21 protein-coding genes and 2 pseudogenes are annotated in these 26,345 nt (G+C 72.9%); 8 read left to right on the top strand and 15 right to left on the bottom strand.

Annotated elements, in window-relative coordinates; all coding sequences use genetic code 11:
• Positions 1-23 precede the first annotated feature (23 nt).
• From ACZ6CV_RS22040 to ACZ6CV_RS22030, 3 genes are read right to left on the bottom strand one after another with little or no spacing between them, the layout of a single operon-like run.
• Positions 24-2,093 (bottom strand): iron ABC transporter permease, encoded by a 2,070-nt coding sequence (locus ACZ6CV_RS22040; protein ID WP_469252421.1) that lies wholly within the window; start codon positions 2,091-2,093, stop codon positions 24-26.
• 4 nt (positions 2,094-2,097) lie between these two features.
• Complete coding sequence (locus tag ACZ6CV_RS22035) at positions 2,098-3,078, bottom strand: ABC transporter substrate-binding protein (RefSeq protein ID WP_469252419.1); 981 nt, start codon at positions 3,076-3,078, stop codon at positions 2,098-2,100.
• Complete coding sequence (locus ACZ6CV_RS22030; protein WP_469252474.1) at positions 3,075-3,932, bottom strand: ABC transporter ATP-binding protein; 858 nt, start codon at positions 3,930-3,932, stop codon at positions 3,075-3,077. Before ACZ6CV_RS22030 ends, ACZ6CV_RS22035 begins: the two co-directional genes overlap by 4 nt.
• Positions 3,933-4,142: 210 nt before the next feature.
• Between ACZ6CV_RS22030 and ACZ6CV_RS22025 the strand changes: the two genes are divergently transcribed.
• Positions 4,143-4,397 carry a DUF6332 family protein gene (locus tag ACZ6CV_RS22025; RefSeq protein WP_469252418.1) on the top strand — a complete coding sequence of 85 codons (255 nt, stop codon included), beginning with the start codon at positions 4,143-4,145 and terminating at the stop codon, positions 4,395-4,397.
• A 116-nt stretch (positions 4,398-4,513) separates the two neighbouring features.
• Here the strand turns inward: ACZ6CV_RS22025 and ACZ6CV_RS22020 are convergent, their stop codons facing one another.
• A complete protein-coding gene (locus tag ACZ6CV_RS22020) occupies positions 4,514-5,530 on the bottom strand; it encodes a hydroxyacid dehydrogenase (RefSeq protein ID WP_469252416.1) in 1,017 nt (338 codons plus the stop codon).
• A gap of 236 nt (positions 5,531-5,766) precedes the next feature.
• Here ACZ6CV_RS22020 and ACZ6CV_RS22015 point away from each other — a divergent pair.
• A pseudogene (locus tag ACZ6CV_RS22015) lies at positions 5,767-5,966 on the top strand (IS5/IS1182 family transposase); the annotation flags it as partial.
• Here the strand turns inward: ACZ6CV_RS22015 and ACZ6CV_RS22010 are convergent.
• Together ACZ6CV_RS22010 and ACZ6CV_RS22005 are read right to left on the bottom strand one after the other, a co-directional pair.
• The gene (locus ACZ6CV_RS22010) at positions 5,945-6,487 is read right to left on the bottom strand and encodes a nucleotidyltransferase domain-containing protein (protein ID WP_469252415.1); all 543 of its coding nucleotides are present in this window, start codon (positions 6,485-6,487) and stop codon (positions 5,945-5,947) included. The pseudogene ACZ6CV_RS22015 and the gene ACZ6CV_RS22010 overlap by 22 nt on opposite strands.
• A 182-nt stretch (positions 6,488-6,669) precedes the next feature.
• Positions 6,670-10,155, bottom strand: coding sequence for a hypothetical protein (locus ACZ6CV_RS22005; protein ID WP_469252414.1), 3,486 nt, complete (start codon positions 10,153-10,155; stop codon positions 6,670-6,672).
• Between the two features lie 249 nt (positions 10,156-10,404).
• On the opposite strand from ACZ6CV_RS22005, the gene ACZ6CV_RS22000 reads away from it, so the two are divergent.
• Positions 10,405-10,602, top strand: coding sequence for a hypothetical protein (locus tag ACZ6CV_RS22000; RefSeq protein WP_469252413.1), 198 nt, complete (start codon positions 10,405-10,407; stop codon positions 10,600-10,602).
• A gap of 229 nt (positions 10,603-10,831) precedes the next feature.
• Positions 10,832-11,641 carry a polysaccharide deacetylase family protein gene (locus ACZ6CV_RS21995; protein ID WP_469252412.1) on the top strand — a complete coding sequence of 270 codons (810 nt, stop codon included), beginning with the start codon at positions 10,832-10,834 and terminating at the stop codon, positions 11,639-11,641.
• A 64-nt stretch (positions 11,642-11,705) separates the two neighbouring features.
• On the opposite strand, the gene ACZ6CV_RS21990 is transcribed toward ACZ6CV_RS21995, so the two are convergent.
• Both ACZ6CV_RS21990 and ACZ6CV_RS21985 read right to left on the bottom strand, forming a co-directional pair.
• A complete protein-coding gene (locus ACZ6CV_RS21990) occupies positions 11,706-11,864 on the bottom strand; it encodes a hypothetical protein (protein WP_469252478.1) in 159 nt (52 codons plus the stop codon).
• A gap of 128 nt (positions 11,865-11,992) precedes the next feature.
• Positions 11,993-12,199 (bottom strand): annotated as a pseudogene (locus ACZ6CV_RS21985) (LLM class flavin-dependent oxidoreductase); the annotation flags it as partial.
• Between the two features lie 335 nt (positions 12,200-12,534).
• On the opposite strand from ACZ6CV_RS21985, the gene ACZ6CV_RS21980 reads away from it, so the two are divergent.
• Positions 12,535-12,987 (top strand): SRPBCC family protein, encoded by a 453-nt coding sequence (locus ACZ6CV_RS21980; RefSeq protein WP_469252411.1) that lies wholly within the window; start codon positions 12,535-12,537, stop codon positions 12,985-12,987.
• A gap of 544 nt (positions 12,988-13,531) precedes the next feature.
• On the opposite strand, the gene ACZ6CV_RS21975 is transcribed toward ACZ6CV_RS21980, so the two are convergent.
• The 5 genes from ACZ6CV_RS21975 to ACZ6CV_RS21955 form a co-directional block, all read right to left on the bottom strand.
• Positions 13,532-14,692, bottom strand: a complete 1,161-nt coding sequence (locus ACZ6CV_RS21975) for an XdhC family protein (RefSeq protein WP_469252410.1) — start codon at positions 14,690-14,692, stop codon at positions 13,532-13,534.
• A 45-nt stretch (positions 14,693-14,737) separates the two neighbouring features.
• The gene (locus ACZ6CV_RS21970) at positions 14,738-16,195 is read right to left on the bottom strand and encodes an NCS2 family permease (RefSeq protein ID WP_362366392.1); all 1,458 of its coding nucleotides are present in this window, start codon (positions 16,193-16,195) and stop codon (positions 14,738-14,740) included.
• A gap of 263 nt (positions 16,196-16,458) precedes the next feature.
• Entirely contained in the window at positions 16,459-18,840 is a 2,382-nt protein-coding gene (locus ACZ6CV_RS21965) for a xanthine dehydrogenase family protein molybdopterin-binding subunit (RefSeq protein WP_469252409.1), read from the bottom strand.
• Between the two features lie 4 nt (positions 18,841-18,844).
• Complete coding sequence (locus ACZ6CV_RS21960) at positions 18,845-19,450, bottom strand: (2Fe-2S)-binding protein (RefSeq protein ID WP_469252408.1); 606 nt, start codon at positions 19,448-19,450, stop codon at positions 18,845-18,847.
• Positions 19,450-20,340, bottom strand: coding sequence for an FAD binding domain-containing protein (locus ACZ6CV_RS21955; protein WP_469252407.1), 891 nt, complete (start codon positions 20,338-20,340; stop codon positions 19,450-19,452). The genes ACZ6CV_RS21960 and ACZ6CV_RS21955 overlap by 1 nt, the downstream gene beginning before the upstream one ends.
• Before the next feature lie 366 nt (positions 20,341-20,706).
• On the opposite strand from ACZ6CV_RS21955, the gene ACZ6CV_RS21950 reads away from it, so the two are divergent.
• Positions 20,707-22,383, top strand: coding sequence for a PucR family transcriptional regulator (locus tag ACZ6CV_RS21950; RefSeq protein WP_469252406.1), 1,677 nt, complete (start codon positions 20,707-20,709; stop codon positions 22,381-22,383).
• Positions 22,384-22,569: 186 nt separating this feature from the next.
• Positions 22,570-23,331 (top strand): hypothetical protein, encoded by a 762-nt coding sequence (locus ACZ6CV_RS21945; RefSeq protein ID WP_469252405.1) that lies wholly within the window; start codon positions 22,570-22,572, stop codon positions 23,329-23,331.
• An 88-nt stretch (positions 23,332-23,419) separates the two neighbouring features.
• Here ACZ6CV_RS21945 and ACZ6CV_RS21940 read toward each other — a convergent pair whose 3' ends face one another.
• On the bottom strand, positions 23,420-24,181 hold the full coding sequence (locus tag ACZ6CV_RS21940; protein WP_469252404.1) for an SDR family NAD(P)-dependent oxidoreductase: 762 nt from the start codon (positions 24,179-24,181) through the stop codon (positions 23,420-23,422).
• Between the two features lie 118 nt (positions 24,182-24,299).
• On the bottom strand, positions 24,300-25,121 hold the full coding sequence (locus tag ACZ6CV_RS21935; RefSeq protein WP_469252403.1) for a GntR family transcriptional regulator: 822 nt from the start codon (positions 25,119-25,121) through the stop codon (positions 24,300-24,302).
• 141 nt (positions 25,122-25,262) lie between these two features.
• On the opposite strand from ACZ6CV_RS21935, the gene ACZ6CV_RS21930 reads away from it, so the two are divergent.
• Positions 25,263-26,126: a (2Fe-2S)-binding protein gene (locus ACZ6CV_RS21930; RefSeq protein ID WP_469252402.1), complete on the top strand. Its 864-nt coding sequence runs from the start codon at positions 25,263-25,265 to the stop codon at positions 26,124-26,126.
• The last annotated feature ends 219 nt before the right edge of the window (positions 26,127-26,345 follow it).

The raw sequence follows: 26,345 nt of genomic DNA, 5'->3' as shown, positions 1-26,345 counted from the left end.
CGGCCGACCTCGTACGCCCAGGCTCACCGTCGACCGCGTACCAGCAGATAGAGGAAGTACGGCGTTCCGATCACCGCCGTCATCAGCCCGGCGCCGAGCTGTGCCGGTGCGATCACCGTCCGGCCCACCAGATCCGCCGCGCACACGAGGATCGCCCCGAGGAGCACCGCGACCGGCACCACCCGGACGTGACGGCGGCCCACCAGGGCCCTCGCCGCGTGCGGTGCGACGAGCCCGACGAAGCCGATCGTGCCGGCCGCGGCCACCGCCGTGGCGCTGAGCAGCACGCTGAGGACGAGGAAGCCGAGGCGGCCGCGGCTGAGCCGCAGGCCGAGCAGTTTCGGGGTGTCCTCGTCGAGCGACACGATGTCGAGTTCGGTGCGCCGCGCCACCGCGACGGCGAGGCCCGCGGCGAGGACGACGGCGAGGGGTGTCACGTCGGGCAGGGTCCGGCCGTAGGTGGAACCGGTGAGCCAGGTGAGCGCCTTCGTCGCGTTGAACGGGTCGGTGAGGATGATCAGCAGGCTGACGACGGCCGCCGACCCGGTGGCGACGCCGAAGCCGACGAGGACGAGCCGGTTCTGCCGGAACCCGCCACGGGCCGCGAGGCCGAAGACGATGAGCGCGGCAGCGGCGGCGCCCGCGAAGGCGCCGGCGGCGACGCTCCAGGAGCCGGCCAGGGGCACCGTCGTCACGAGCAGCACCGCGCCCACCGCGGCGCCGTTCGTCACGCCGAGGATCCCCGGGTCGGCGAGCGGATTGCGGGTCACCGCCTGGATGAGGGTGCCCGCGAGGGCGAGGGCGGCGCCCGCGAGCAGGGCGGCGAGGACGCGCGGGACGCGGGTGTCGAGGACGAACGAGACGGTTCGGCCGGCCCTTCCCTGCGCCCAGTTGACCACGTCGCCGAGGAGCAGCTTGCTGTCGCCGGTCAGCACGGCGGCGATCGTCAGGCCCACCAGTACCGTCACCAGGACGGCGGCCGTGACGACGAAGACCGTCCTGCTGCGGAGGCGCAGCCGCTCGGCCGGGGCGGCTCCTCCCGTGTCCCGCGCCCGCGCGGCCATGACGACGAGGAAGACGGCGCCGACCAGGCTGGTGACGACGCCGGTCGGTACGGCGACCGCGGTGTCCGAGGGCACGACGGCGCGCAGCAGCACGTCGGAGCCGAGCACCAGGGCCGCGCCGGTGAGGCCCGCGAACGGCAACCGCGCGCGGGACCGCGTGAACGCGCGGAACCTGCGGGCGAGCGGGCGTACGAGGGCGGGCGCGCACAGGCCCACGAAGCCGATGGGTCCGGCGAGGGTGACGGCGGCCGTCGAGAGCAGGGCGGCGAGGACGACAGCGAGGACGCGGGTGGCGCGGACCGGGACCCCGACACCGCGCGCGGCGTCGTCGCCGAGAGCGAGGGCGTCGACGCGGCGGGCCAGGACGATCAGCCCGGCCAGGCCCAGCAGGGCGACCGGCGCCATCTGCAGGACGCCGTCGAAGCCGTTCTGCGCGATGCCGCCCTGGTTCCACTTGTAGAGGCCCTCGGTCTGCTGCGGGAAGAGCAGCAGCAGGCCCTCGGTGACGGCGGTGAGCCCGAAGGTGAGGGCGCTGCCGGCGAGGACGAGGCGGACGGCGCCCGCGCCGGGACCGGAGAGCCCGAGGACGACGGCCGCCGCCCCGAGGCCGCCGGCGAACGCCACGCCCGATGAGGCGAGCACGGGCAGCGAGAGGCCGGTGGTGGCGGCCAGGCCGAGGGCGAGGTAGGAGCCCGCGTTGACGGCGAGGGTGTCGGGCGAGGCGAGGACGTTGCGGCTGACGGCCTGCAGCGCGGCGCCCGCCGTGCCGAGTACGGCGCCGACGAGCAGCCCCGCCGTCATGCGCGGCAGCCGGGAGGCGACGACGACGGACGCGTCGGCGGTGTCGGCCCGTCCGGTGAGCGCCTTCCACACCTGGGAGGGGCCGACGGCGGAGGCGGTGCCCTGGGTGATGTCGACTACGGCGAGGGCGGCGACGAGGAGGACGAGGGCGGCCGTCACCGCGGTCGCCCCCGTGCGGGACGCGGTGGCCGGCGGGCGGGCGGCGGTGGGGGTCGCGGTGACGGCCATGGGGTTACTTCTTCAGCGCCGCGACGACGGAGTCGACATACTGCTTCATCGACTCGGTGCCGCCGAACATCCAGATGCCGTCCGGCAGCCGGTGCACGTTGCCCTGCTTCACGAACGGCAGCGACGTCCACACCTTGTCCTTCTTCAGGACGCCGGAGAACGGGTTGCTGCCCTTGTCGCCGTCGTTGCCGATGTACGCGAACCGCACGTCGTCGTCGAGCTTGGTGAGGCCCTCGACGTCGGTGGCGCCGAGGCCGTACGCCTTGTCGCCCTTGACCTTCCAGTCGTTCTCGAGGCCGAGCTTCTCGTTGACGGCGCCGAGGAGCGAGCCGCTGGTGTACGGGCGGATCGAGGTCTGGTTGCCGGTCACGTACCCGTCGGCGAAGGCGAACTTCGTGCCGTCGTGTCCGGCGGCGGCGAGCTTCTTCCTGCCGTCGGCGAGCTTCGCCTCGAAGTCCTTCTTCAGCTGGCCGGCCCGCTCGGTGGTGCCGGTGGCCTTGGCGAGGAGGTCGAGGTTCTCGGTCATCTGGCCGATCGGGTCCTCGGCGTCGGCGGGACGCAGGTTGAGGACCGGGGCGATCCTGCGCATCTGCTTCACGGCCGCGGCGGGCAGGTCGGTGGTGGCGACGATGAGGTCGGGCTTGAGGGACGCGAGGGTGTCCATGCTCGGCTCGCCGCGGGTGCCGACGTCGGTGGGGTCGTTCGTCAACGGGGCCGCGGTGTCCCACGTCTTGTAGCCCTTGACGTCGGCGACGCCGGTCGGCTGGACGCCCAGGGATATCAGGCTCTCGACGGCGTTCCACTCGGTGCCGACGACCTTCTGGGCGGGCCCGTCGAGGTGCACCTTGGTGCCGGTGCCGTCGGTGAGGGTGAGGGAACCGGCGCTCTTCTTGGCGTCGTCGGCGGCGGGCTCGGTGGTTCCGCAGGCGGACAGGGCGAGGGCCGCGGCGGTGGTGGCCGCCGCGGTGAACAGGAGGCGTCTCATGAGGTGGCGCTGAGCCTTTCGCTTCGCGAGTGGTGGCGGCCGACGGCGCGGGTGCGCAGGCGGCCGGTGAGGGGGTCGGTGTCGACGTCGACGCGGATGCCGTACGTGTCGGTGAGCAGCTCCGGGGTCAGGACGTCCTCTGGTGTGCCGTGCGCGACGATCCGTCCCGCGCGGAGCAGGAGGATCCGGTCGGCGACGGCCGCGGCCTGGTCGAGGTCGTGCAGGACGGCGCCGACGGCGATGCCGTGGTCGTCCGCCAGGTCCCGCATGAGGTCGAGGAGTTCGACCTGGTAGCGCAGGTCGAGGTGGTTGGTGGGTTCGTCGAGCAGGAGCACGCCCGTCTCCTGGGCGAGGCAGCCGGCGAGCCAGACGCGCTGGAGCTGCCCGCCGGACAGGTGCTCGGCGCCGCGCTCGGCGAGCTCCGTCACGCCGGTCAGCGCGAGCGCGCGGTCCACCGCGGCCCGGCCGCCCGGGTCGGCCTTGCCCCATCGCCCCCGGTGCGGGTAGCGCCCGAACTCGACGACGTCCCGCACCGTCAGTCCGCTGGGGGTGGGGCGGCCCTGGGTGAGCAGGGCGACGTGGCGGGAGAACTCGCGGGGGCCGAGCGCGAGTCCGTCGGTCGTGCCGTCGATGACGAGCGAGGCGGTACGGGCGCGCTGCAGCCGCGCGAGGGTGCGCAGGAGCGTCGACTTCCCGCTGCCGTTGGGCCCCACGAGGACGGTGACGTCGCCGGGTCGCAGCGTCATCGAGGCGTCGTGTACGACGTCGACGCCGTCGTACGCCACGGTGACGCCCGTGGCGGACAGTTCGTGGCCTGGGGGGCGCGACGGCTCCTGGCCCGGGGGGCGTGACAGCTCCTGGCCCGGGGGGCTCGGGTTCGCGCCCGTCTCTTCACCTGCCTGACCTTCATGCACGAGGCGAGGTTAGCCTAACCTTACCCTCGCGTGAAACAGGCCCCCAAGGTGCGGACACAAGGGGGTATTCGGCCAGATTTCCCCGGCGGGGATGGAGAGGCCCCTCAGCCGCGACCGAGCCTCCGCGAGCCGCTGTGCGAAACTCCGTCCATGGACAAGGGACGCGAGTCGCGCTGGGAGAAGGACGCGATGACCGTCGAGATCGTCTTCGCGCTCGTGAGCGCGTCGGTCATCGGCCTCCTCGTCTTCGGCGCCGTGCAGGCGCCCGCTCTGATCTGGGAGCTGCCGGGAGGCGTCGACAAGGCGTTGCGCTGGAGCGGCGGCGCACTGGGCGGCGCGGCCGCCGTGTGGCAGCTGGTGCGGGTGCTGCTGCAGCACGACCGGGACCGTGGCTTCGGGCGCTGAGACGGTACGGGGGGGGACGGGGAGGTGGGCGCGCGGAGCCTGGGTACGGGCTCGGCGCCCGGCCGTCGGCGGCAGCGGAAGCGCGCTAGCCCGCGTCGGTGAGGCCGCGCGTCGGTTCAGGCGAGGTACGCCAGTCGGTCGTACGGCACCGGGTGGGCGAAGCCGTCGCCTGCAGCCCAGCGGCGGACCTCGTCGACGGCGCGTTCGGCCAGGCGCCGCCACTCGTTGCCCTGGGAGCCCGCGATGTGCGGGGTGAGGAGGGCGTGGTCGCTCTCCCACAACGGGTGGTCCTGCGGCAGGACTTCGGGGTCGGTCACGTCGAGCACCGAACGGACGCGGCCCGCCGTGACGGCTTCGGTGAGCGCGTCCTGGTCGACGACGGCGCCGCGGGCGGTGTTGATGAGCACGGCGCCGGGCCGCATGGACGCGAGCAGATCGGGGCCGACCAGGCCGTGGGTGGCGGGCAGCAGCGGCGTGTGCACGCTCACCGTGTCGCTGTGGGCGAAGAGTTCGGCGAGCGACACGAGTTCGGCGCCGAGTGCGGCGGCCTCTTCCTCGGTGACGTACGGGTCGTGCAGGAGCACCCGCAGATCGTGCGGGCGCAGCAGTTCGATGACGCGGCGGCCGATCAGCGAGGCGGAGAGGATGCCCACGGTGCGGCGGTAGTTGCCGACGTCGCGAGGCGTGCGCAGCCAGTCCACCTCGGTGCGGGTGACGCGGAAGTCGCGGGCGCTCTCCAGGACTTGCTTTCCGGTGAGCAGGATCATCGCGAGGGTGTACTCGGCGACGGGCAGCGCGTTGGCCGCGGCGGCGGACGACACCTGGATGCCGCGCGCCCAGCACGCGTCGGTGACGTGGGCGCGGATGGAGCCGGCCGTGTGGACGACGGCGCGCAACCGCGGGGCGCCCGCGAGCACCTCGGCGGTGAGCGGCGGGCAGCCCCATCCGGTGACGAGGAGCTCGACGTCGGCGAGCACGGCACGGGTCCGCTCGCTACCGAAGTCGTCGATTACGGGCGGCGGTTCGAGGTCGGTGAGCTCGGCGAGGGTGGCGAGGACGTGCGGCTCCAGAACGGCCTCGGCCGCCCTGCCCGACATGGCGAGCGCGGCGCGAGGCCGGCGGGACGATGACATCTTCCTCCTCGTGGGGCGGAGGGTTTCCTCCTCGCGTCTGCACATTATGGGGGAGCGACGTGCAGTGGGCGCGGATCGAGCCGCTGCTGCCGGAGCGCTTCGGGTCGTGGAAGGGTGCTCACAACCGGCTGCGGATGTGGGCGGTCGACGGGACGTGGATGGTCGACGGGACGTGGGAGAAGGTCTTCACCGCACTGTTGGCCCAGGCCGATGCCGAGGGTGACCTCGAGTGGGTCGACAGCCGCTGCCGGCCACTCGCCTTCGTGCCCGGACAGACCGGACGGCCCAGAATCACCCCGACGTGGTCCTGGCCGACGAGGCCTACTCGTCGCGGGCGATCCGCCGCCACCTGTGACGGCGCGGGATCCGAGCAGTCATCCCGCAACCCGGGGATCAGGCCGCGAACCGCAAGCGTCAGGGCCGGCTCGGCGGGCGGGGCTCGAAACTCTCAGGCAGCGGGATCCCGAACTTCCGGCACAGCAAGGGGACATCGTGGCGGTCGACATCACGAGCCGGGTATCCCGTATGGCAGCGCACCGCCCACTCGGCCGACTCGCAACGCACAGCGGTCCCGGCGATGAAACCGTGTCCGGCGAGTGCTTCGGCCGGAAAGACAGCACCATCCACCACGGATCCGTAGTGCAGCGATCCATCCGCAAGCGACTCGTAGAGGTGCAAGTCGACCCGCAACCCTGCGCCGTCGTGCAGGACGAAGTTCCACGGCCTGTCACCAGGCCACGGGAGGATCCGGTCGACGCCGGCCTCCCCGAACGCGACGAACAGCGGGTCAAGGTGTGCGGCCGGCACCCATAGATCGAGGTCGGAATGATCTCTCGTCTGCTTCCCGAGCAGTGCATCCACGCTCCACCCACCACCCACACACGCGTCTACGCCGTGGGCGTGGAGCCGCTTCAGAAGCGCGAGTGCATCCTCGGCTGACATCGCATAGTGGTTCACCGTGCGAAGGTAGAGGTCGGACCGACGTCGAATCCAGCGATTATCACGACTTCACCGGACCCGGTCTCCCCCGACGGACTTCGGCGTAGCGCGGCGTCGTGACGGGGGGCCGTCGTGCGAGCCGCCGGCCCTCTCGCCTCCAGCACCAGGTCCGGCACCGTGCTCCGGTGGTGGTCCTGGCGTTACGTCAGATGCCGGTCCGCTACGACGATGTGGTCCCACGTCCACGGGGATACGGGGTTGCCGTCGAGGTCCGAGCCGTACGGCAGGCGGGGCTCGTCGGGGAGGCGGCCGGCCGCACGGGACCACCGCGCGAACTCGTCGGCCCGCGGCGACCCGGCCTTGCGCAGGGCCGTCACGAGCGCCAGGTGGCAGGAGTCCGTGGCCCCGCCCCGGTCGACGTGTGCGAGGGGGTCGCGGCGCAGCAGCACGTCGACCGCGTCGGTCTCGCCGGCCGCGAGGAACGCCTCGATCAGCCGGGCGACGCTGTTCATGTGGGTCAGGGCGGCGCCCGTGGCCGCGCGCCGGACGAGGTCCCCGCGCGGGCCGGTCAGGTCGTGGGCGGTGAGGGTGGCGACGAGTTGGCCGACGTCGTGGGTGTCGGTGAGTTCGATCGTGGCGACGGCCTGTCCGGCGATCGACGCCGCCGCCTCGGTCTCCCCCAGCTCGCACAGGGTCTCGATGAGGTCTGCGGGGGTGTACCAGTCCTTGTGGTCGGTCACGTCGAGACGGTCCAGGAGTCCGCGGCCGAGCAGGACGCGCACGGCGTCGGGCGCGTCGGCCCGCAGCAGCGCCCACAGGACCAGGTCCATGGTGTTCACGTCCGGGTTCTCGACGTGCTCGGCGATGTGCCGGGCAAGCCGTGCGCCGGCCTCCGCCGCTCCGGCCCGGCGCAACGAGCCGGTCAGGAAGACCATCTCCTCGCACGGCCGATGGGCGAGCGCCCGCTCCGTCAGCGGGGCGATCCCCCGGTCCTCGCCCGCCTCCCACAGCACCTGGACGACCTCGTCGACGAAGTCCGGATTGGTGATCTCCACGTCGCGGGCGACACAGGCCGCCAGCGCGTCGAACTCCGCCGTCGCGCCGGTACCGAGCAACACGTGCAGAAGCGGGCGCAGTTCCGCCGGGTCGTAGTAGTCGATGCCGGACATCGGGGCGCGGGCCAGCAGCCGGCGTGCGCAGTCCGTCCGGCCGGCGGTGTGGAACAGGTCGAGGAACGCCGCCACCTCGTCCGGGCCCTCCACGTCGACTCCCGCCGCCACGCGCTCGGCGAGCAGCGCGAACTCCCCCACCGCGCCCAGGCCTTGAAGCTCGGTGAGCAGCCGGCAGAGGAGCGTTCCGATGTCGTAGAGGTCCGGGCCGACCACGTCGACGTGCCGGCCGGGTGAGCGGTCGAGCAGGGTGCGTACGCCGTCGTCGTCACCGGCCTCGCGGAGCACGTGGAGCAGCCGTAGGACGACGTCGGCCTCGGTGAGGGCGATCCGGGCGGCGGGGTTGCGGGCGAGAAGGGTGCGGGCGGCGTGTTCGGCGCCGACTTGCAGCAACACGTCGATGAGCCCGGGGAGTTCATCGGGCTGTCCGTGCTCGGCGGAGGCCACGACGCGGGCCACGAGGGTGTCCAGCGCGTCGCTCGCTCCGACCTCCTTCAGCACGCGCAGGAGCTGCCCCAAACGCCAACTGTGCGCTGCATTCCAGCCGTTCGTCAGCGTGGCGTGGGCGGCCGCGTGGTGGGCGAGCGGTTCGACGGCCCGGTGGGCGGGCGAGTCGGCCAGCTCCCGCAGCACCCAGATGACGGCATCGGGGTCGACCCGGTCCACCTGGGCCACCAGGGAGTCGACGAGGGGTGCGACGACTTCGTCCGGTACGCCGTATCCGGCCAGGAGCCGCGTGAGTTCGGCGAGGGCCCTGACGTCCGTGGGGTCGGTCGCCGCGACGGTGCGCCGGGCGAGGGTGGCCACCGCCGCCGGGGACCCCGACCTGTGCAGGGCGGTGAGGAGGCGGGCGGTCGCGTCGCCGTAGGACGGGTGCGGGTGGGCCGACGCCGCCCACGCGGCGGCCTGTGCGGCGTCGGGGTGCCCGGCCATGCGCTCGACGACGCGCGTGCACGCGTCCGGGGCGCCGGCGAGCGCCGCGCGCCGGTCAAGGCGCAGGGCGTATCCGATCAGGCCGCGCCGCCAGGCCGCACCTTGTAGCCGGTGCAGATCCTCGAGGTCGGCCGTATGCCGGACGAGTGCCTCCCACAGCGCCGTGGAGCCCGCGGGGCTCCGGTGGGCGGGGCCGGCGTGCTGGACTAGGTAGTCGGCGGGTTCGTAGCGCGGCGGCGCGCCGGCGAACTCCCGCACCGCGCTCAGCGGTACGAGGGTGCGGCGCACACCGTCCCCGCGTACGGCGCCCGCCAGCGCGTCCAGTTCGGGGCCGGCCCAGTCCGCGGTGGACGCCCGGTCGTACGGGGCGAGGGTGCCGTCGGCCGCTGCGGCAAGGAGGGACGCGGAGGGCGGCGCCTGGTGGCCGAGGCGGCGGGCGTCGAGCGCGGCGGTGACCAGGGCGTGCTCGCGCGGGGTGAAGTGGCCGCCGGGTCCGCTCCGATAGTCGGCCAGCAGCTCGGGCCCGCCGCTCAGGTGCTGGACGACCTGCCCGTCCGCCGCGCCCGCGCGTCCGGCCGAGTGGAGGCGGACGTCCCCGTGGTCGAGGGCCAGTTGGCGCCATCGGGCGCGTTCGGTGTCGGTCAGCGTGCGGGGCGCCCGGAAGCGCCGGGCGTGCGGACCGGTCAGCAGGGTCCGGGTATGCCGTGACGGGTCGCCGGGCCGCCCCTGTGCGGTGAACTCGCGCCAGTACGGGTCCTCCCAGAGCGCCGCGACGGCGACGATGCCGACGCGCTCCTGGAGGGCCGCGGCCAACTCCGAGGCGGCGTCGTCCCCTTCGCGGTCGTGCAGGATCCGCTGGAGCTCGTTGAGCCAAAGCACGCATCCGTCGCCGATCTCGCCGTCGGCCAGCTGGGCGAGGAGGGCGCGGGCAGTCGTCGGCCGCAGCAGGCGGTGGTCCGGGGCGACGTCCAGGACCGCCTCGTACAGAGCCCGCGTCTTCCCGGTCGACGAGTCACCGGTCAGCACGCCGAGCACCGAAGTCCCGCCGTGGAGCGCGGACTTGAGGTGGGCACGCAGGGCGTGGTCGTGGTCGCGGATGAGGTACGGGGTGAGGGGTTCGGCGGTCGGGTCGGGGGCGCCGGGATGCTGGGCGCGGCGGACCTCAAGGTGCCAGGGGGTGACGTCCCGTACCGTCGGATGGTCGCGGGTCGACGGCCGCGCGCCCCCGTCCCCCCGCTCCTCCCACAACCGCTCGCGCGCCTGCTCCTCGCGCGCCTCGTCCAGCAGGTCGCGCAGTCCGCGTCCGGGCGCGGGCTCGCCGGCCCACTCGGCCCAGAGGCCGGCGAGCGCGACGACACGGTCGTCGTTCCGCGCCTGGGGAATGGCCAGGCGCGACGCCTCGGCGGGCACCCAGTCACTGATCCGCTTGCCGGAGAAGCCCCGCGCGCCCGCCGGGTCACGGGCCCTGAGCTCCCGCTCCATCGCGGCCTGCGAGTCGGGCAGCCCCTGGGCGCGCCGGGCCGCCCTCGCGCGCTCGTGCAGTTCGCGCAGCTGGAACCAGAGCCTGTGTTTTGCCGTGCCCATCCCTCCGCGCCCTCCCCCGTCGGCGACCACCCCCTGCCGTCCGCCCCTCCCTGTCCGCCCTGCCCGTTCCCCCCGGAACAGGCGATCCGGGCGGCGGCCCGCAGGGGCGCTGACCAGCAGGATAGTGCGCCGCTCGCCCGGTTCACCCGGGAGTACGGGGTCACGGCGCCGTACGGCCCGAAGGTGAGGTCACCGGCCGCACACCAGGTGCGGTCGAGGGCAACGCGCCCTGGAGCGGAGGAGGTTGGCGTGCGAGACGACCGAGGCGAGGTTCGGGGGGACGGCGAGGCGACGGAGGGCCGGGCTCCGGCGGAGCGGGACGCGGCCCCCGAGGCGCGGGACCGCCCCCTGTGGCGGGCGGCGGGGCGGCGCGCCGTCCTGAGCCTGGCCGAGACGGCGGGCCCGCTTTTGCTGGCGGGCGCCGACTGGTGGGGGCGGGTCCGCTGAGGTGGGGGTGACGGCGTGGGGCCCACGTCGCGGGACCCGCGTCGCGGGCCGCCACCTCGCCGTACGTAGCCGGCCATCGCCTGGCCGTACGCAGCCGGGGGTCACCTGACCGTACGTAGCCGGCCACCACCCGGCCGTCGAACACGGAAAGTGACCGGACGATCAAGCCGGAGTGAGGGTGAGCGGACCGCTATAAACCACGTGTATACATGCTGTGTATAGTGCTGGCATGCCCGCTTTGAACAGCCCTTCTGGCAGCAAGATGACGCGATCGCCCAAGAGGTTCCGTCGTACCGCCTCCGCCCTCGCGACGGGGGCGGCCCTCACCCTCGTGATGACGGGGTGTACACAGCTCCACACCACCTCGCCCAGCACCGTGCGCAACGCGGCGGCTGCCGTGAAGGCGGCCGACCAGGGGAAGACGGGTGCCGTCGACTGCCGCAAGGCGAAGTGCGTGGCGCTGACCTTCGACGCGGGCCCCAGCGAGAACACGCCCAGGCTGCTCAAGATCCTCAAGGAGAAGCAGGTCCACGCCACGTTCTTCACGCTCGGCAAGAACCACATCGAGAAGTACCCCGAGCTCGTGAAGCAGATGGACGCCGAGGGCCACGAGGTCGCCAGCCACACCTGGTCGCACAAGATCCTGACGAAGGTCGACGCCTCGGAGGCGCGCGAGGAGCTGGAGCGCCCCAACAAGGCGATACAGAAGCTCATAGGCAAGAAGCCGACGCTGATGCGGCCGCCGCAGGGCCGCACCAACGACGACGTCAACAAGCTCTCCAAGGAGCTCGGCCTCTCGGAGGTCCTGTGGACCGTCACGGCCAAGGACTACACGACCAATGACTCCAAGCTGATCCAGAAGCGGGTCCTCGACCAGACGAAGCGGGACGGCATCATCCTGCTCCACGACATCTACAAGGGGACCGTGCCGGCCGTCCCCGGCGTCATCGACGAGCTGAAAAAGCGTGGCTACGTCTTCGTGACGGTGCCGCAACTGCTCGCGCCGGGCAAGGCGGAGCCGGGCAAGGTCTACCGCTAGGTCCAGCCGTCACGGGGCTTTGCCGTCACGGGACCCTGCCCCCGTGGCCGAGCCCCGCGATGTGTCAGGTGAGCAGCCCCGCGAACTCGGCCATCTCGGCCTCCGGGTCCACGACGGGCTGGATGATCAGCTCGTCGACCCCCGACTTCTCCAAATCGTTGATACACGCGGTGAGTTCGCCCCTCGTTCCGACCAGGCCGAACCTGTCCACCAGGGACGGCACGATGAGGTCGCGGTCCTCGGGGGCGAGTCGGCCCAGGTAGTCGCGGTAGAGCGTCTGGTGGAACCTGGGGTCGGTGTGAGATCGCGCAGGGCCGCCGTGAACGACTCCAGGTCCGCCGTCTTCGTGGGGCGCATGCCGAGCGTCCGGCGGGCCGTGTTGCCGGTGCCGACCCCGCACACGATGCGGCCGGGGGCGAGGGAGTTGAGGCTGCCGATGGCCGCCGCGGCGGCGGGCGCCGAGCGCAGTGCGGGGGACGTCACGCCGATGCCGAGGCTGATCCGGTGGGTGGCGTTGGCGCAGAGGGCGAGCGTCACGAATGGGTCGCCGTGCAGCATGGGCGTGTCGTACACCCAGAAACTGTCGAAGCCGAGTTCCTCCGCGCGGACGGCCAGACGTTACGCACCCGGCCCCGCTGCCGTGACGCTGCCGGTCCGCATGGCGACTCTCCTCGGGGTGGGGTGAGGGGGGGGTGAGCCGACTGATGGTCGTCGCGCGGAGGCCGGCGTGCCCGGCCGGCCTGGTCCGCGGGCGGACGACGAGCGTGACCTTCCCACCCCCGCCCGCGCCCACACCTCGGGACCCGAAAGCCACGGTCACCGGGACCCGGCGGAGGCGGCCGTCCGCGCGCCGACCTGGCAGGCCCACGGGCCGGCCTGGCAGGCTCGACGCCGTGGCCATCTTCCAGATCACCCGAGACGTGTCCCTGCCCGCCGACGAGGTCTGGCGGCGGCTGACCACCTGGGAGCGGCACGGCGACGTGGTCCCGCTGACCCGCGTCACCGTCCGCACTCCCCCGCCCAGCCACGTGGGCACGGTCTTCGTCGCGCGCAGCGCGCTCGGCCCCGTCGGCTTCGACGACGTGATGGAGGTCGTGGAATGGTGCCCGCCGGACGGCACCGCACCGGGGCGGTGCCGCCTGGAGAAGCGGGCGACGTTCGTGACGGGCTGGGCCGAGATCGAGGTCTACCCCGCGTCCACCGGGTCGGGCTGCACCGTCGTGTGGCGCGAGGACCTCCGCGTACGGTGGCTGCCCGCGCTCTGCGACGGGGCACTGGCGTCAGTGGCCCGCCGCATGTTCGCCCACGCCGCAGACCGCCTCATCGCGACCGGACCGCGCACGTAACAGCCGCGCCTGACGCGGAAGCCGACGAGCCCGGCGGGCCGGTCCCCGGGGCGGACTGCACCGTCGTCTGGCCCCAAGACCTCCGCGTACGGTGGCTGCCCGCGCTCTGCGACGGGGCACTGGCGTCAGTGGCCCGCCGCATGTTCGCCCACGCCGCGGAGCGCCTCCTCGCAACCGGACCTGCACCGGGCGGCGGCACCTGACGCGGAGACGTACGAGCCCCGGGGCGAGGCTGGCCCATCGCCGCGCCACGCGGGGCTGAGCCTGCGGCTTGCGGGGCTGCACCACATCGACGACCGCGGCCGGCTCGGGCAGCACGGGCCCCTGCGAGGGCCGCCAGCCGGCCGACTCCGCGCGCACAGCCGACTCCGCGGGCCGGACCCGCGCGACGCGCACAGCCGACCCCGTCGGACAACCACCCCGCCCCGACCGGCACCGCACGACGACCGCCCCCTGGCAGGAGGGAAACCGACGAGCGCTGCGGGCCTGCCGGCTGGCCGCCTGGTCCCGGCGGCCCCCCGCCTGATCCCGCCCCCCAACCCCCTCAAGCCACCGACCCGATCCGCCCCGAAGGGGACCGCGTTCCGTCGTGGTGGATGGGCGTGTGCGCCCCGGTCAGGGAGACGCCGCTGCCGCCGCGTCGGTGGGCGACGATCTCTGCCGCGATGGACAGGGCCGTCTCCTCGGGCGTGCGCGCGCCCAGGTCGAGGCCGATCGGGGAGCGCAGCCGGGTCAGTTCCAGTTCCGTGACGCCCACCTCACGCAGGCGCTGGTTGCGGTCCTGGTGTGTGCGGCGCGAACCCATCGCGCCGACGTAGGCGACCGGCAGCCGCAGCGCGAGCCGCAGCAGCGGCACGTCGAACTTGGCGTCGTGGGTCAGCACGCACAGCACGGTGCGGCCGTCGACCTCGGTGCTCTCCAGGTAGCGGTGCGGCCACTCGACGACGATCTCGTCGGCGTCGGGGAAGCGCGTCGCCGTCGCGAAGACGGGCCGCGCGTCGCACACGGTCACGCGGTAGCCGAGGAACTTTCCGATGCTGACCAGCGCCGACGCGAAGTCGATCGCGCCGAAGACGATCATGCGGGGCGGCGGGACGCTCGACTCGACGAGCACGACCAGCGGCTGCCCGCACCGCGATCCGTCCTCGCCGATCTCCACGGTCGCGGTGCGCCCCGCGTCGAGCAGGGCGCGCGCCTCCGCCGCCACCGTGCGGTCCAGCTCCGGGTGGCCGCCGAGGCCACCCTCGTACGTCCCCTCCTCGTCCGACGCACGGATGAGGAGGGCGCGCCCGAGGAGATCGGCGGGCCCGGAGGTGACCCGCGCGACCGCCGCCGCCTCCCCCGCGGACGCGGCGGTCAGGGCGGCGGCGAACACCGGCCTGGCCGGGGCGTCCGCGCGGACCGGGGTGACGAGGATGTCGATGATGCCGCCGCAGGTCAGACCCACGGCGAAGGCGTCCTCGTCGCTGTAGCCGAAGGTCTGCAGGACGGTCTCGCCGTCCTCCAGCGCCTGTTGGCAGAGTTCGTAGACGGCGCCCTCCACACATCCGCCGGAGACCGAGCCGATCGCCGTGCCCTCGCTGTCGACGGCGAGCGCGGCGCCCGGTTGCCGGGGTGCGCTCCCGCCGACGGCCACCACGGTGGCGACGGCGAAGTCACGTCCTTGCTCGACCCACCGGCTCAGCTCGTCGGCGATGTCCAGCATCTCGGCCTCCTCAAGGCTCTACGGGTGTGCGGAGGGCACGGCGCCTCAGTGGACGCCCAGCCAGCTCTCGATGGGGTTGAGCGCGAAATAGATGATGAAGACGAGCGTCAGGCCCCACATGAAGGCCCCGATCTCGCGGGCCTTGCCCTGGGCGATCTTGATGGCGACCCAGGAGATGACGCCCGCCGCGACACCGGTGGTGATGGTGTACGTGAAGGGCATGAGCACGACGGTCAGGAAGACCGGGATGGCGGTGGCGCGGTCGGCCCAGTCGACGTGCCGGGCATTCATCATCATCATCGCTCCGATGACGACGAGCGCGGCGGACGCGACCTCCTGGGGCACGATCGCCGTGACCGGCGTGAAGAAGAGACAGGCCGCGAAGAACAGGCCGGTGATCACCGAGGAGAGGCCCGTACGGGCGCCTTCGCCGACGCCGGTCGCGGACTCGACGAAGACGGTCTGGCCGGAGCCGCCCGCCACGCCGCCGATGGCGCCGCCGGCGCCGTCGATGAACAGCGCCTTCGACAGGCCGGGCATGCGGCCCTTCTCGTCGGCGAGGTTGGCCTCGGTGCCGACGCCGATGATGGTGGCCATCGCGTCGAAGAAGCCGGCCAGGACCAGGGTGAAGACGATCATGCCGACGGTCATCGCGCCGACCTCGCCCCAGCCGCCGAACTCGACGTCGCCGAGGAGGGAGAAGTCGGGCGAGGAGACCGCGCTGCCGTGCAGTTCGGGGGCGCCGTTCGCCCACTGCTTGGGGTCGATGACGTCGAACGCGTTGAGTGCGACGGCGACGACGGTGCCGGTGACGATGCCGATCAGGATCGCGCCCGGGGTGTTGCGCGCCTGCAGCATGAAGATCAGGAGCAGGGTGCCGGCGAAGAGCAGCACGGGCCAGCCGGAGAGTTCACCTGCGGGGCCGAGCGAGAGCGGGGTGGCCTTGCCGGGGTGCACGAAGCCGCCCTTGACCAGGCCGATGATGGCGATGAAGAGCCCGATGCCCATGGTGATGCCGTGCTTGAGGGCGAGCGGGATCGCGTTCATGATCATCTCGCGCAGCCCGGTGACCACCAGGAGCATGATCACGGCGCCGTACATGACGCACATGCCCATGGCCTGCGGCCAGGTCATCTCGGGGGCGACCTGCGAGGAGATCACGCCGGACACGGAGAGCCCGGCGGCGAGCGCCAGGGGCACCTTGCCGACGAACCCCATCAGGAGCGTGGTGACCGCCGCGGCGAGCGCCGTCGCGGTGATCAGGGCCTTCTGGCCCATGGTGTCGCCCGCCACGTCCTTGCCGGACAGCAGGACGGGGTTGAGCAGGACGATGTACGCCATCGCCATGAAGGTGGTGATACCGCCGCGCACCTCGCGCGCGACCGTGGATCCCCGCCGGGATATGTGAAAGTACCGGTCGAGCCAAGACCTTCCGGCCGGGACGCGTGAGCCGGGGCCCGCGTCCTCTGCGGTGGTCTTGGGCTCCACTGACGACTGGGTCATGGTGCCTACTCCCAAGGTTCACAGGGGCACCCGCTGGATTGCGGGATTTGGGATGGTGCGTTGGCTGCACGACCCGGGGGACGGCCCGAGACGAACGACGTCTCCCTCGACGAGAGGGGGAGCTGGGGCTCCGAGCGGTGTGGGCGTCGGAAGTGTGACGTTCCTGGGAGGCACACACCGCTCGGAGAGCTGTACTGATCCCTGAGCGGGGGATCGGAGCGAGCGGATCCCCGAGCGGGGGGATCGGATCCCTCAGTGCGGGATCACGTTCCGGTGAGGTGCTCGGGCCGTACCGGCGTCTTGTTGAGCTCCAGACCCGTCGCGTTCCGGATCGCCGCGAGGACGGCCGGGGTGGACGACAGGGTCGGGGCCTCGCCGAGTCCGCGCAGGCCGTACGGCGCGTTCGGGTCGGCGAGTTCGAGCACGTCGACCGGGATGGTCGGGGTGTCGAGGATGGTGGGGATCAGGTAGTCCGTGAAGGAGGGGTTCCTGACCTTGGCGGTCTTGGGGTCGACGATGATCTCCTCCATGACCGCGACGCCCAGGCCCTGGGTGGTGCCACCCTGGATCTGGCCGATCACGGACAGCGGGTTGAGCGCCTTGCCGACGTCCTGGGCGCAGGCCAGTTCGATGACCTTGACCAGGCCGAGCTCGGTGTCGACCTCCACGACCGCGCGGTGCGCGGCGAAGGAGTACTGCACGTGGCCGTTGCCCTGGCCGGTACGCAGGTCGAAGGCCTCGGTGGGGCGGTGGCGCCACTCGGCCTCGATCTCGACCGTCTCGCCCTCCAGGACGTCGACCAGGTCGCCGAGGACCTCGCCGCCGTCGGTGACGACCTTGCCGCCCTCCAGGAGGAGTTCGGCGGTGGCCCACGCCGGGTGGTAGGTGCCGAACTTGCGGCGGCCGATCTCCAGGACCTTCTCGCGGACGAGCTCGCAGGAGTTCTTGACCGCGCCACCGGTGACGTACGTCTGACGCGACGCGGACGTCGAGCCGGCACTGCCCACCTGGGTGTCGGCCGGGTGGATCGTCACCTGGGTGACGCCCAGCTCGGTGCGGGCGATCTGCGCGTGGACGGTGACGCCGCCCTGGCCGACCTCGGCCATCGCCGTGTGAACGGTGGCGACGGGCTCGCCGTTGATGACCTCCATGCGCACCTTGGCGGTGGAGTAGTCGTCGAAGCCCTCGGAGAAGCCGACGTTCTTGATGCCGACCGCGTAGCCCACACCGCGTACGACGCCCTCGCCGTGCGTGGTGTTGGACAGGCCGCCCGGCAGCTGGCGCACGTCGGCGCCCTCGCTGGACTCCCACTGGCGCTCGGGCGGCAGCGGGCGGGCCTTGATGCGGCGCAGGATCTCGGCGACCGGGGCCGGCGAGTCGACCGGCTGCCCGGTCGGCATGATCGTGCCCTGCTCCATGGCGTTGAGCCTGCGGAACTCGACCCGGTCCATGCCCACCTTGTCGGCGAGCTTGTCCATCTGGGCCTCGTAGGCGAAGCACGCCTGGACCGCGCCGAAGCCGCGCATGGCGCCGCAGGGCGGGTTGTTCGAGTAGAGGGCGATGGCCTCGATGTCGACGTCGTCGATCACGTACGGGCCGACCGACAGGGACGAGGCGTTGCCCACGACCGCCGGGGAGGCCGACGCGTAGGCGCCGCCGTCCAGGACGATCTTGCACTTCATATGCGTGAGCTTGCCGTCCTTGGTGGCGCCGTGCTCGTAGTAGAGCTTCGCCGGGTGGCGGTGGACGTGGCCGAAGAAGGACTCGAACCGGTTGTAGACGATCTTGACCGGCTTGCCGGTGCGCAGCGCGAGGAGGCAGGCGTGGATCTGCATCGAGATGTCCTCGCGGCCGCCGAAGGCACCGCCGACGCCGGAGAGCGTCATGCGCACCTTCTCCTCGGGCAGGCCGAGGACGGGGGCGATCTGGCCGAGGTCGGAGTGCAGCCACTGGGTGGCGACGTACAGCTCGACGCCGCCGTCCTCGGAGGGCACCGCGAGGCCGGACTCCGGGCCGAGGAAGGCCTGGTCCTGCATGCCGAAGGTGTACTCGCCCTTGACGATGAAGTCGGCCTTCTTCGCGGCCTCGTCGGCGTTGCCGCGGATGATCGGCTGGCGGTGCACGATGTTCGGGTGCGGCACGTGGCCGATGTGGTGGTCGTCGCGGCCCTCGTGGACCAGGACGGCGTCCGGAGCGGTCGCCGACGCCTCGTCGGTGATGAGCGGCAGCTCGCGGTACTCGATCTTGATCTTGGCGGCGGCGCGGCGCGCGGTCTCCGGGTGGTCGGCGGCCACGATGGCCACCGGCTCGCCGTGGTGGCGGACCTTCTTGTGCGCGAGGACCGGGGTGTCCTGGATCTCCAGGCCGTAGTGCTTCATCTCGGCCGGCAGGTCGTCGTAGGTCATCACCGCGTAGACGCCGGACTGCGCGAGCGCCTCCGAGACGTCGATGGAGACGATCTCGGCGTGTGCGACGGTCGAGCGCAGGGTGTGGCCCCAGAGCATGTCCTCGTGCCACATGTCCGAGGAGTACGCGAACTCGCCGGTGACCTTCAGGGTGCCGTCGGGGCGCAGCGTCGACTCGCCGATGCCGCCCTTGGTCTTGGAACCCTGCGTGATCTTGGTGGGTGTACCTGTGGTTCCCATGGCGTCAGACCCCCTCGGACTGGCGCGCGGCCGCGAGGCGGACCGCGTCAAGGATCTTCTCGTAACCGGTGCAGCGGCAGAGGTTGCCGGAGAGCGCCTCGCGGATGTCGGCGTCGGACGGCTGCGGGTTGCGCTCCAGCATCTCGTCGGCCGCGACGAGCAGGCCGGGGGTGCAGAAGCCGCACTGGACGGCGCCGGCGTCGATGAACGCCTGCTGGATCGGGGAGAGCTCGCCGCCCTCGCCGGTCTGCGAGTCGGTGGCGCCCTTCTCCGGGTTGGCCTGCCACGCCTTGGCGTCCTGGATCGAGGTGCCGCACGCGCCGGAGGCGCAGCCGCCGCCCGGGTGTGCGTTCTCACGGTGCCGGGCGTAGTCGGCGAGGCCCTCGACGGTGGTGACCTCGCGGCCCTCCACCTGACCCGCCGCGACCAGACACGAACAGACCGGCACGCCGTCAAGGCGGACGGTGCAGGAGCCGCACTCGCCCTGCTCGCAGGCGTTCTTGGAGCCGGGGAGCCCCATGCGCTCGCGCAGCACGTAGAGCAGGGACTCGCCCTCCCATACGTCGTCGGCTTCCTGCTGACGGCCGTTGACCTTGAAGTTCACGCGCATTATGCGACTCCCTCAGTGCTGCGGCCCGTGCCGCGGTACGACTCCCAGGTCCAGCCGAGCGTCCGGCGGGCCATGATCCCGACGGCGTGCCGGCGGTAGTTCGCCGTGCCTCGTACGTCGTCGATCGGGTTGGCGGCACCGGAGGCGAGCTCCGCGAACTGCTTGGCGATCGAGGGGGTGATGATCTTCTTGCTGTCCCAGAAGCCGCCCTCTTCGAGCGCCGCGTTCAGGAACTCCTCGGCCGCCCTCGCCCGGATGGGGGTCGGGGCGGCGGAGCCGATGCCGGTCCGCACGGTCCGGGTCTCGGGGTGCAGCGCGATGCCGAAGGCGCACACCGCGATGACCATCGCGTTGCGGGTGCCGACCTTGGAGTACTGCTGCGGGCCGTCCGCCTTCTTGATGTGGACGGCCTTGATGAGCTCGTCCTCGGCGAGCGCGTTGCGCTTCACGCCGGTGTAGAACGCGTCGATCGGGATCAGGCGGGAGCCCCGCACGGACTCCACCTCGACCTCGCAGTCGGCGGCCAGCAGGGCCGGGTGGGCGTCGCCCGCGGGGGACGCGGTGCCCAGGTTGCCGCCGACGCCGCCGCGGTTGCGGATCTGCGGGGAGGCCACGGTGTGCGAGGCGAGCGCCAGACCGGGGAGCTCGGTGCGCAGCTCCTCCATGATCTGGGTGTACGGCACGGAGGCACCGAGCCGGACCGTCTCCTCGCCCACCTCCCACTCGCGCAGCTCGACGATGCGGTTGAGGTCAAGCAGGTATTCCGGACGGCGGTGGTCGAAGTTGATCTCGACCATCACGTCGGTGCCACCCGCAATCGGCACAGCCGTGGGGTGCTCGGCCTTGGCGGCGAGCGCCTCCTCCCAGCTGGCGGGGCGAAGGAAGTCCATGAGGCTCTCTTCTTCGTGTCGAGGGTCTTTCGCTTCGAGGGACCGGAAAATCCGTACTCAGGGATTCCGATTCAGGGATTCCGTTCAAGCCACTCGGGCCGTTGGTCCCTCGACTGCTCGTTCATGTGCTGTTAACGCGGAGTGGGGCAAGTACACCGCTCGCTCGTCCGATGGGGTCAGTCACCGAAACCATGAAGGAGTTGGCTGGCCAAGCCGCGCGTCTTGTAGATTCGTATGAAGAACGGGCCCCGGGAGCCTCGCGGGTTCCCCCCGAAACCCGGAGCCACGCTGCGGCGCAGGGCCCCGGCGTTACAGAGCGCACATGTTTGTACACACCATTCGAGACAGATCGGCGGGCGACTCACCATGCGGCTGCGCGCACTCCTGGACACCGACGCGCTGGGCCTGCGGCTGCTCGGCGGCGAGGACGAGCTCGATCGCACCGTGCGCGGTGTGATGACCACGGACCTGCGGGACCCGAGCCGCTATCTGGCAGGCGGCGAGCTGGTCCTCACCGGCCTCGCCTGGCGCCACGACGCCTCGGACACCGAACCCTTCGTACGGATCCTCGCGAGCGCCGGGGTCGCGGCGCTGGCCGCCGGCGAGGCCGAGCTCGGCGACATCCCCGACGACATCGTGCAGGCCTGCGCCCGGCACCGGCTGCCGCTCTTCGCGGTCAACGAGTCGGTGGCCTTCGCGACCATCACCGAGCACGTGGTGCGGCAGGTCTCCGGCGAGCGCGCAGGGGACCTGGCCGCGGTCGTCGACCGGCACCGCCGCCTGATGACCTCGGGCCCGGCGGGCGGCGGCCCCGACGTCGTCCTCGACCTGCTCGGCACCGACCTGGACCTGCGGGCCTGGGTCCTCTCGCCCGCGGGCCGGGTCATCGCCGGGTCGGCCGCGGCGGGCACCGCCCTGCCCGGACCGCTCTGCGCACGCCTCGCCGGGGAGCACCTGGCGGCCGTCAGGACCGGCCGACGGGGCCCGCACCGCGTGACGGTGGACTCGGTCACGTACTCGCTGTTCCCCGTTCGGACCAGTGGGCGCGGAACAGCCGGCGCCTCGCGCGATGTGCGCGAGTCGGTGCTCTCCGACTGGGTGCTCGCCGTGGAGGCCGACGCGGGCGACTGGCCCGAGGAGCGGCTCGACCTGCTGCAGGGCGTGACGCAGCTGATCGCGGTGGAGCGGGACCGGCGCGACGCGTCGCGCACCGTGCGGCGCCGGCTCGCCCAGGAGGTCCTTGAGCTGGTGCAGACGGGCGCGGCGCCCGCGGAGATCGCGGCCCGGCTGCGCGTCGCCGCCCCGGTGCTGCTGCCCGGCCTCGGCACGGCACCGCACTGGCAGGTCGTGGTGGCCCGGGTGGAGTGGGAGGGCGGCGAGATCGACGGCGGCCCGGTCGCCCAGTCGCTCCTGGAGGAGATCCTCGTCGACCCGCTCTCGGCGGGCCCCGAGCCCTCCGACCGGATCGCGGTCGCGCACACCGGCGACGAGGCCATCGCGCTGGTGCCGCTGCCCGCGGTCTCCGGCGAGCACGACGGCGCGGACACGGGCCTGATCGCGGACGCGCTGCTCGCCTCCGTCCACGACCCGCTCGCCGCGGGCCTGGACGGCGACGGCAGGCTCACCCTGGGCGTCAGCGCGTCCGTGCACTCGGCGGAGGGGCTGCGCGGCGCCCTGGAGGAGGCGCGGCACGCCCGCCGGGTCGCCGCGGCGCGCCCCGGCCGGGTCTGCGCGGCCGGCCACCAGGAGCTGGCCTCGCACGTGCTGCTGCTGCCCTTCGTCCCGGACGACGTGCGCCGGGCGTTCACCGCGCGGCTCCTGGACCCGCTGCGCGAGTACGACTCGCGGCACCGGGCCGAACTCATCCCGACCCTGGAGGCGTTCCTCGACTGCGACGGGTCGTGGACGCGCTGCGCCGCCCGGCTGCACCTGCACGTCAACACGTTGCGCTACCGGGTGGGCCGCATCGAGCAGTTGACGGGCCGTGACCTCTCGCGCCTGGAGGACAAGCTCGACTTCTTCCTCGCGCTGCGCATGAGCTGAGGGAATGCGACGAGGGGCCGGCCAGCGGCACTAGGACGCAGGCCGGCCCCGGCTCGTTTCCTTGCCCGCCCTTTGTGAATTCTTTCACCCGGCCTCTTGGCCCGGCGCCGCGATCCATGCTGAGATTCGCCCACGACTCAACAGCTCAATGGTGTGCTCGGGGAGGGCAACGTGGCGCATACCGCCATGTCTGGTACCGGAACGACCGCAGAGCACGATCCACTCCAGACCGCGGTATGGCGGCTGCGCTCACGCGGCTGCTGGACCGACGCCGCAGCGCTGCTCGCCTCGCGGGCGGGGGCCGCTGCGGCACTCCAGCGGACGGCGCTCCTCGTCGAGCGGTGCCTGTTCACGGGGGACGGCTGGGGCGAGGCCGAGGACGGCCTGCGGACCGCGGAGGCGATCGCCGAGGACGACGACGACCGCGGTGCCGCCGCCTGTGAGCGCGGCCAACTGGCGTACGCGTCCACCGTGTTGGGGGTACGGGACCGGGCCGACGAGGCGCGTACGGCGCTCGGCAGGGCGGCCGCGCTGCTCGCCCCCAACGCCCCCGGACGTCCGCTCCTGGACTTCCGCAGGGGCCTGATCGCGGAGCACATCTCCGACTCGCCGCAGTCCGCGAAGGCGGCGTACCGCAGGGCGCACGCGGGTGCCACCGCCCACTCCGACCCGCTGCTTCTCTCCTTCACCTGGCGCCACCTGGCCGGACTCGCCCTGCGCGACGGCGAGTTGGCGGAGGCGCGGCACGGCTTCGCCGAGTCCCTGCGCATCCGCGAGGAGCTCGGCTACCTGGTCGGCACGGCGCCCGCGCTCGCCGCGCTCGCGGAGACGGAGACGGAGCCGGAGGCCACCCGGCTGCGCGCCGAGGCCACCCGGCTCTTCCGCCTCCTGGGCGGCGTACCGTCCTGGCTCGCCCACCATCTGCAACCGCCGGCCGCCGCGGTCTGACTCCTGGCGGCGGCGCGGCTTCCGGTAGCGCGGCCTGCACTCCCGCCCGCGGGCGCCCTGTTCGTCACCGGGGCGCCCGCGGCGCTCGTCAGTGGGCGGTCCAGCCGCCGTCGAGGACGAGATTGGCGCCGGTCATGTACGAGGAGCGGTCCGAGGCGAGGAACAGCGCCGCCTCCGCGGCCTCTTCCGGGGTGCCGAGCCGGCCCAGCAGGGTGCGTTCCTCGAACTCCCTGCGCCGCTTGTCGGCGTCGCCCGTCGAGTCCAGGGCCGTCTGCAGCAGGTCGGTGAGGATCACGCCGGGGCTGAGGGTGTTGACCCGGACCCCGTCGCCCGCGTGGTCGACGGCGAGCGCCCGGGTCAGCTGGAGGACCCCCGCCTTGGACGCCGAGTAGGCCGCGACCGCCTCCGAACCCACCAGCGCGAGTTCGGACGCGACGTTGACGATGACGCCGCCACCGCCGTCGCGCATCGCGGGCAGCGCGTGCTTGGCACAGAGGAAGACACCCTTGAGGTTGACGTCCATCAGCCGGTCCCACTCCGCGACCGTGGTGTCCTCCACGCGCTTGGCGAACTCCATCCCCGCGTTGTTCACCAGCACGTCGAGCCGCCCGAACCGCTCCACGGCCCGGCGCGCCAGGGCGGCCACGTCCTCCTCGCGGGTGACGTCGCAGCGCACCGCGACCGCCGCACCGCCGTCGCCCTCGATCAGCTCCACCGTCCGCTCCAGCGGCCCTTCCTTGTCGCCCGCGACCACGACGCGCGCGCCGTCCGCCGCCAGACGCCGCGCGATGGCGCGACCGAGACCGCTGCCCGCGCCGGTCACCACCGCGCATCGACCGTCCATGGACATGCCCTGCTCCTCTCGGTCCGGGTCGTCACCCGGCGATGTCACCGGCCCCGGGCCCCGCGTGTCACCCCGTACGACGGGTTCGAAACGGGACCTCCGACACGGGTCCTTGCTGCGAGGTTCAGCTCTCGGAGCCGGTGAAGTGCTCCTTGACCAGAGACGCGACCACGTCGAGCTCCTGGGCCGTGAGGGCTTCGAGGAGGGCCATGTGCTCGGCGGCGTCCGCGAGGAGGTCGGCCCTGCGGCCCGCGACGGGGCCGCTGACCAGGGGCCACTGCGAGCGCCGGTGCAGGTCGTCCGCGACCTGCACCAGCTGCTGGTTGCCGGAGAGGGAGAGGACCGCGCCGTGGAAGGCGCGGTCGGACTCGGCGTAGCGCGCGAGGTCGCCGCCCGCCGCCGCGGTCGCGGTGGCCTCGGCCAGCGGCCGCAGGGCGGCCCAGCGCTCCACGGGCACCGTGCGGGCCAGGCGCAGCATCACCGGCACCTCAAGGAGGGCCCGCACCTCGGCCAGCTCCGCCAGCTCGCGCGTGCTGCGCTCGGCGATCCGGAACCCGCGGTTGGGGACCACCTCGACCGCGCCCTCGACGGCCAGCTGCTGCATGGCCTCGCGCACGGGGGTCGCGGAGACGCCGAAACGCTCGGCGAGGGCCGGCGCCGAGTACACCTCGCCGGGCGCGAGCTCGCCGCCGACGAGGGCGTGCCGCAGGGCGGCGAGTATCTGGCCGCGCACGGAGCTGCGGCGGACCGGGCGGCGGGGCGCCGGCACGGCGTGCGTGCGCTCGGGCCGGGCGGCGCCGCGCCCGCGCGACTCGCCCGTCGCCTGTCCCGGCACCCGGACGCGCGCCGCCCCCGCCGGGGACTCGCCGGCCGGGGACTCGCCCGCCAGGGGCTCCCCTGGCGAGGATGCCGGGGGCTCCCCCGCGCGTGCTCCGGTCTGCTCCACGACGTCCGTTCCTGCCTGTGCCTGTGCTCGCTCGAAAGGTCCGAGAGGCACCATAGGCGGCCACGACCGGAGTTGAAACCTCGATCACGTCGGGTAAGGTAAGGCTTACCTTCTATCGATCGCGATTCGGTGGTCCTCCGCATGTCCGTTCCCACCTTGGCCGCACCCGCCCTGGGCGCCCCCAGTGCCGTAGCGGACTCCTATGCCCGCCTCTCCGAGGTGTACTCCGGACTGCGCGTCACCGAGCTCGCACCCGGGGAACGGACCCCCGAGGGCGGCGGCTGGGTCTCCGCCGCCCGGCTCGCGGAGGGCGGGGCCGACCTCGACGCGTTCCTGGCCTGGGACAACGCCCAGGTCCTGAAGGACTACGGGACGCAGGCGCGGCCGGACGTGGTCGCGAGCTTCGGGCTGCACCGGTACGCCTGGCCGGCCACGCTGCTCATCACGGTCCCCTGGTTCCTGCACCGCCGCGTCCCACGCTTCGCGGTCGCCGACGTCTCCTTCCAGCGCACGCTGGGCCGGATGGCGGTACGTACGGACTCTTTCGCGTGCCTTCCCGGCGACCCGGCCGCCGCGCTGCCCGGCGCCCGGGTGGTGCCGGACGAGGAGGCGCTGCGCGCGGAGGTGCGGGCCGCGGTCGCCGAGCACCTCGGGCCGCTCCTCGACGCGTTCGGCCCCCGGATGCGGCGCCGCTCGCGCGCACTGTGGAGCCTCGCCACGGACGAGATCGTCGAGGGCCTCTGGTACGTCGCCCACCTCTTCGGCGAGGAGGAGCGCGCGGTGACGGAGCTGGAGCGGCTGCTGCCGGGCGCCACCAAGCCGTACGTCGGCACGGCCGGCTTCCGGGAGCTGACGGGGCCCGACGGCGAGGCGCTGCCGACCCGGGACCGGGCGAGCTGCTGCATGTTCTACACGCTGCGCCCCGACGACACGTGCGTCACCTGCCCGCGCACCTGCGACGCGGAGCGCGTCGCGCGCCTGAGTGCGGGCGCGGCGGCGAGCTGAGACGTCGGGTTCCTTCCCCCACCCGGCCGGTTTCCCCCGCCGGCCCGGTCGACCCGGCCATCGAACCGCTCCGGCCGCCACCGATGGGTGGTCCAGCACAGAGCGGTCGGCCGAGGTGCCCGCCCCCGCTGAGCTGCCCCCCTGTCGGACACCTGTCGGTGCCGTCCTCCGCTGTCGGTGGTCTGTAGGTCATCTGTCGCCGGGCCCCGGGAGATTGGA

The organism is Streptomyces sp. NPDC041713, from assembly GCF_055591085.1.
The sequence above is the reverse complement of the archived record's forward strand: the minus strand, read 5'-3'. Positions and strand labels throughout refer to the sequence as shown.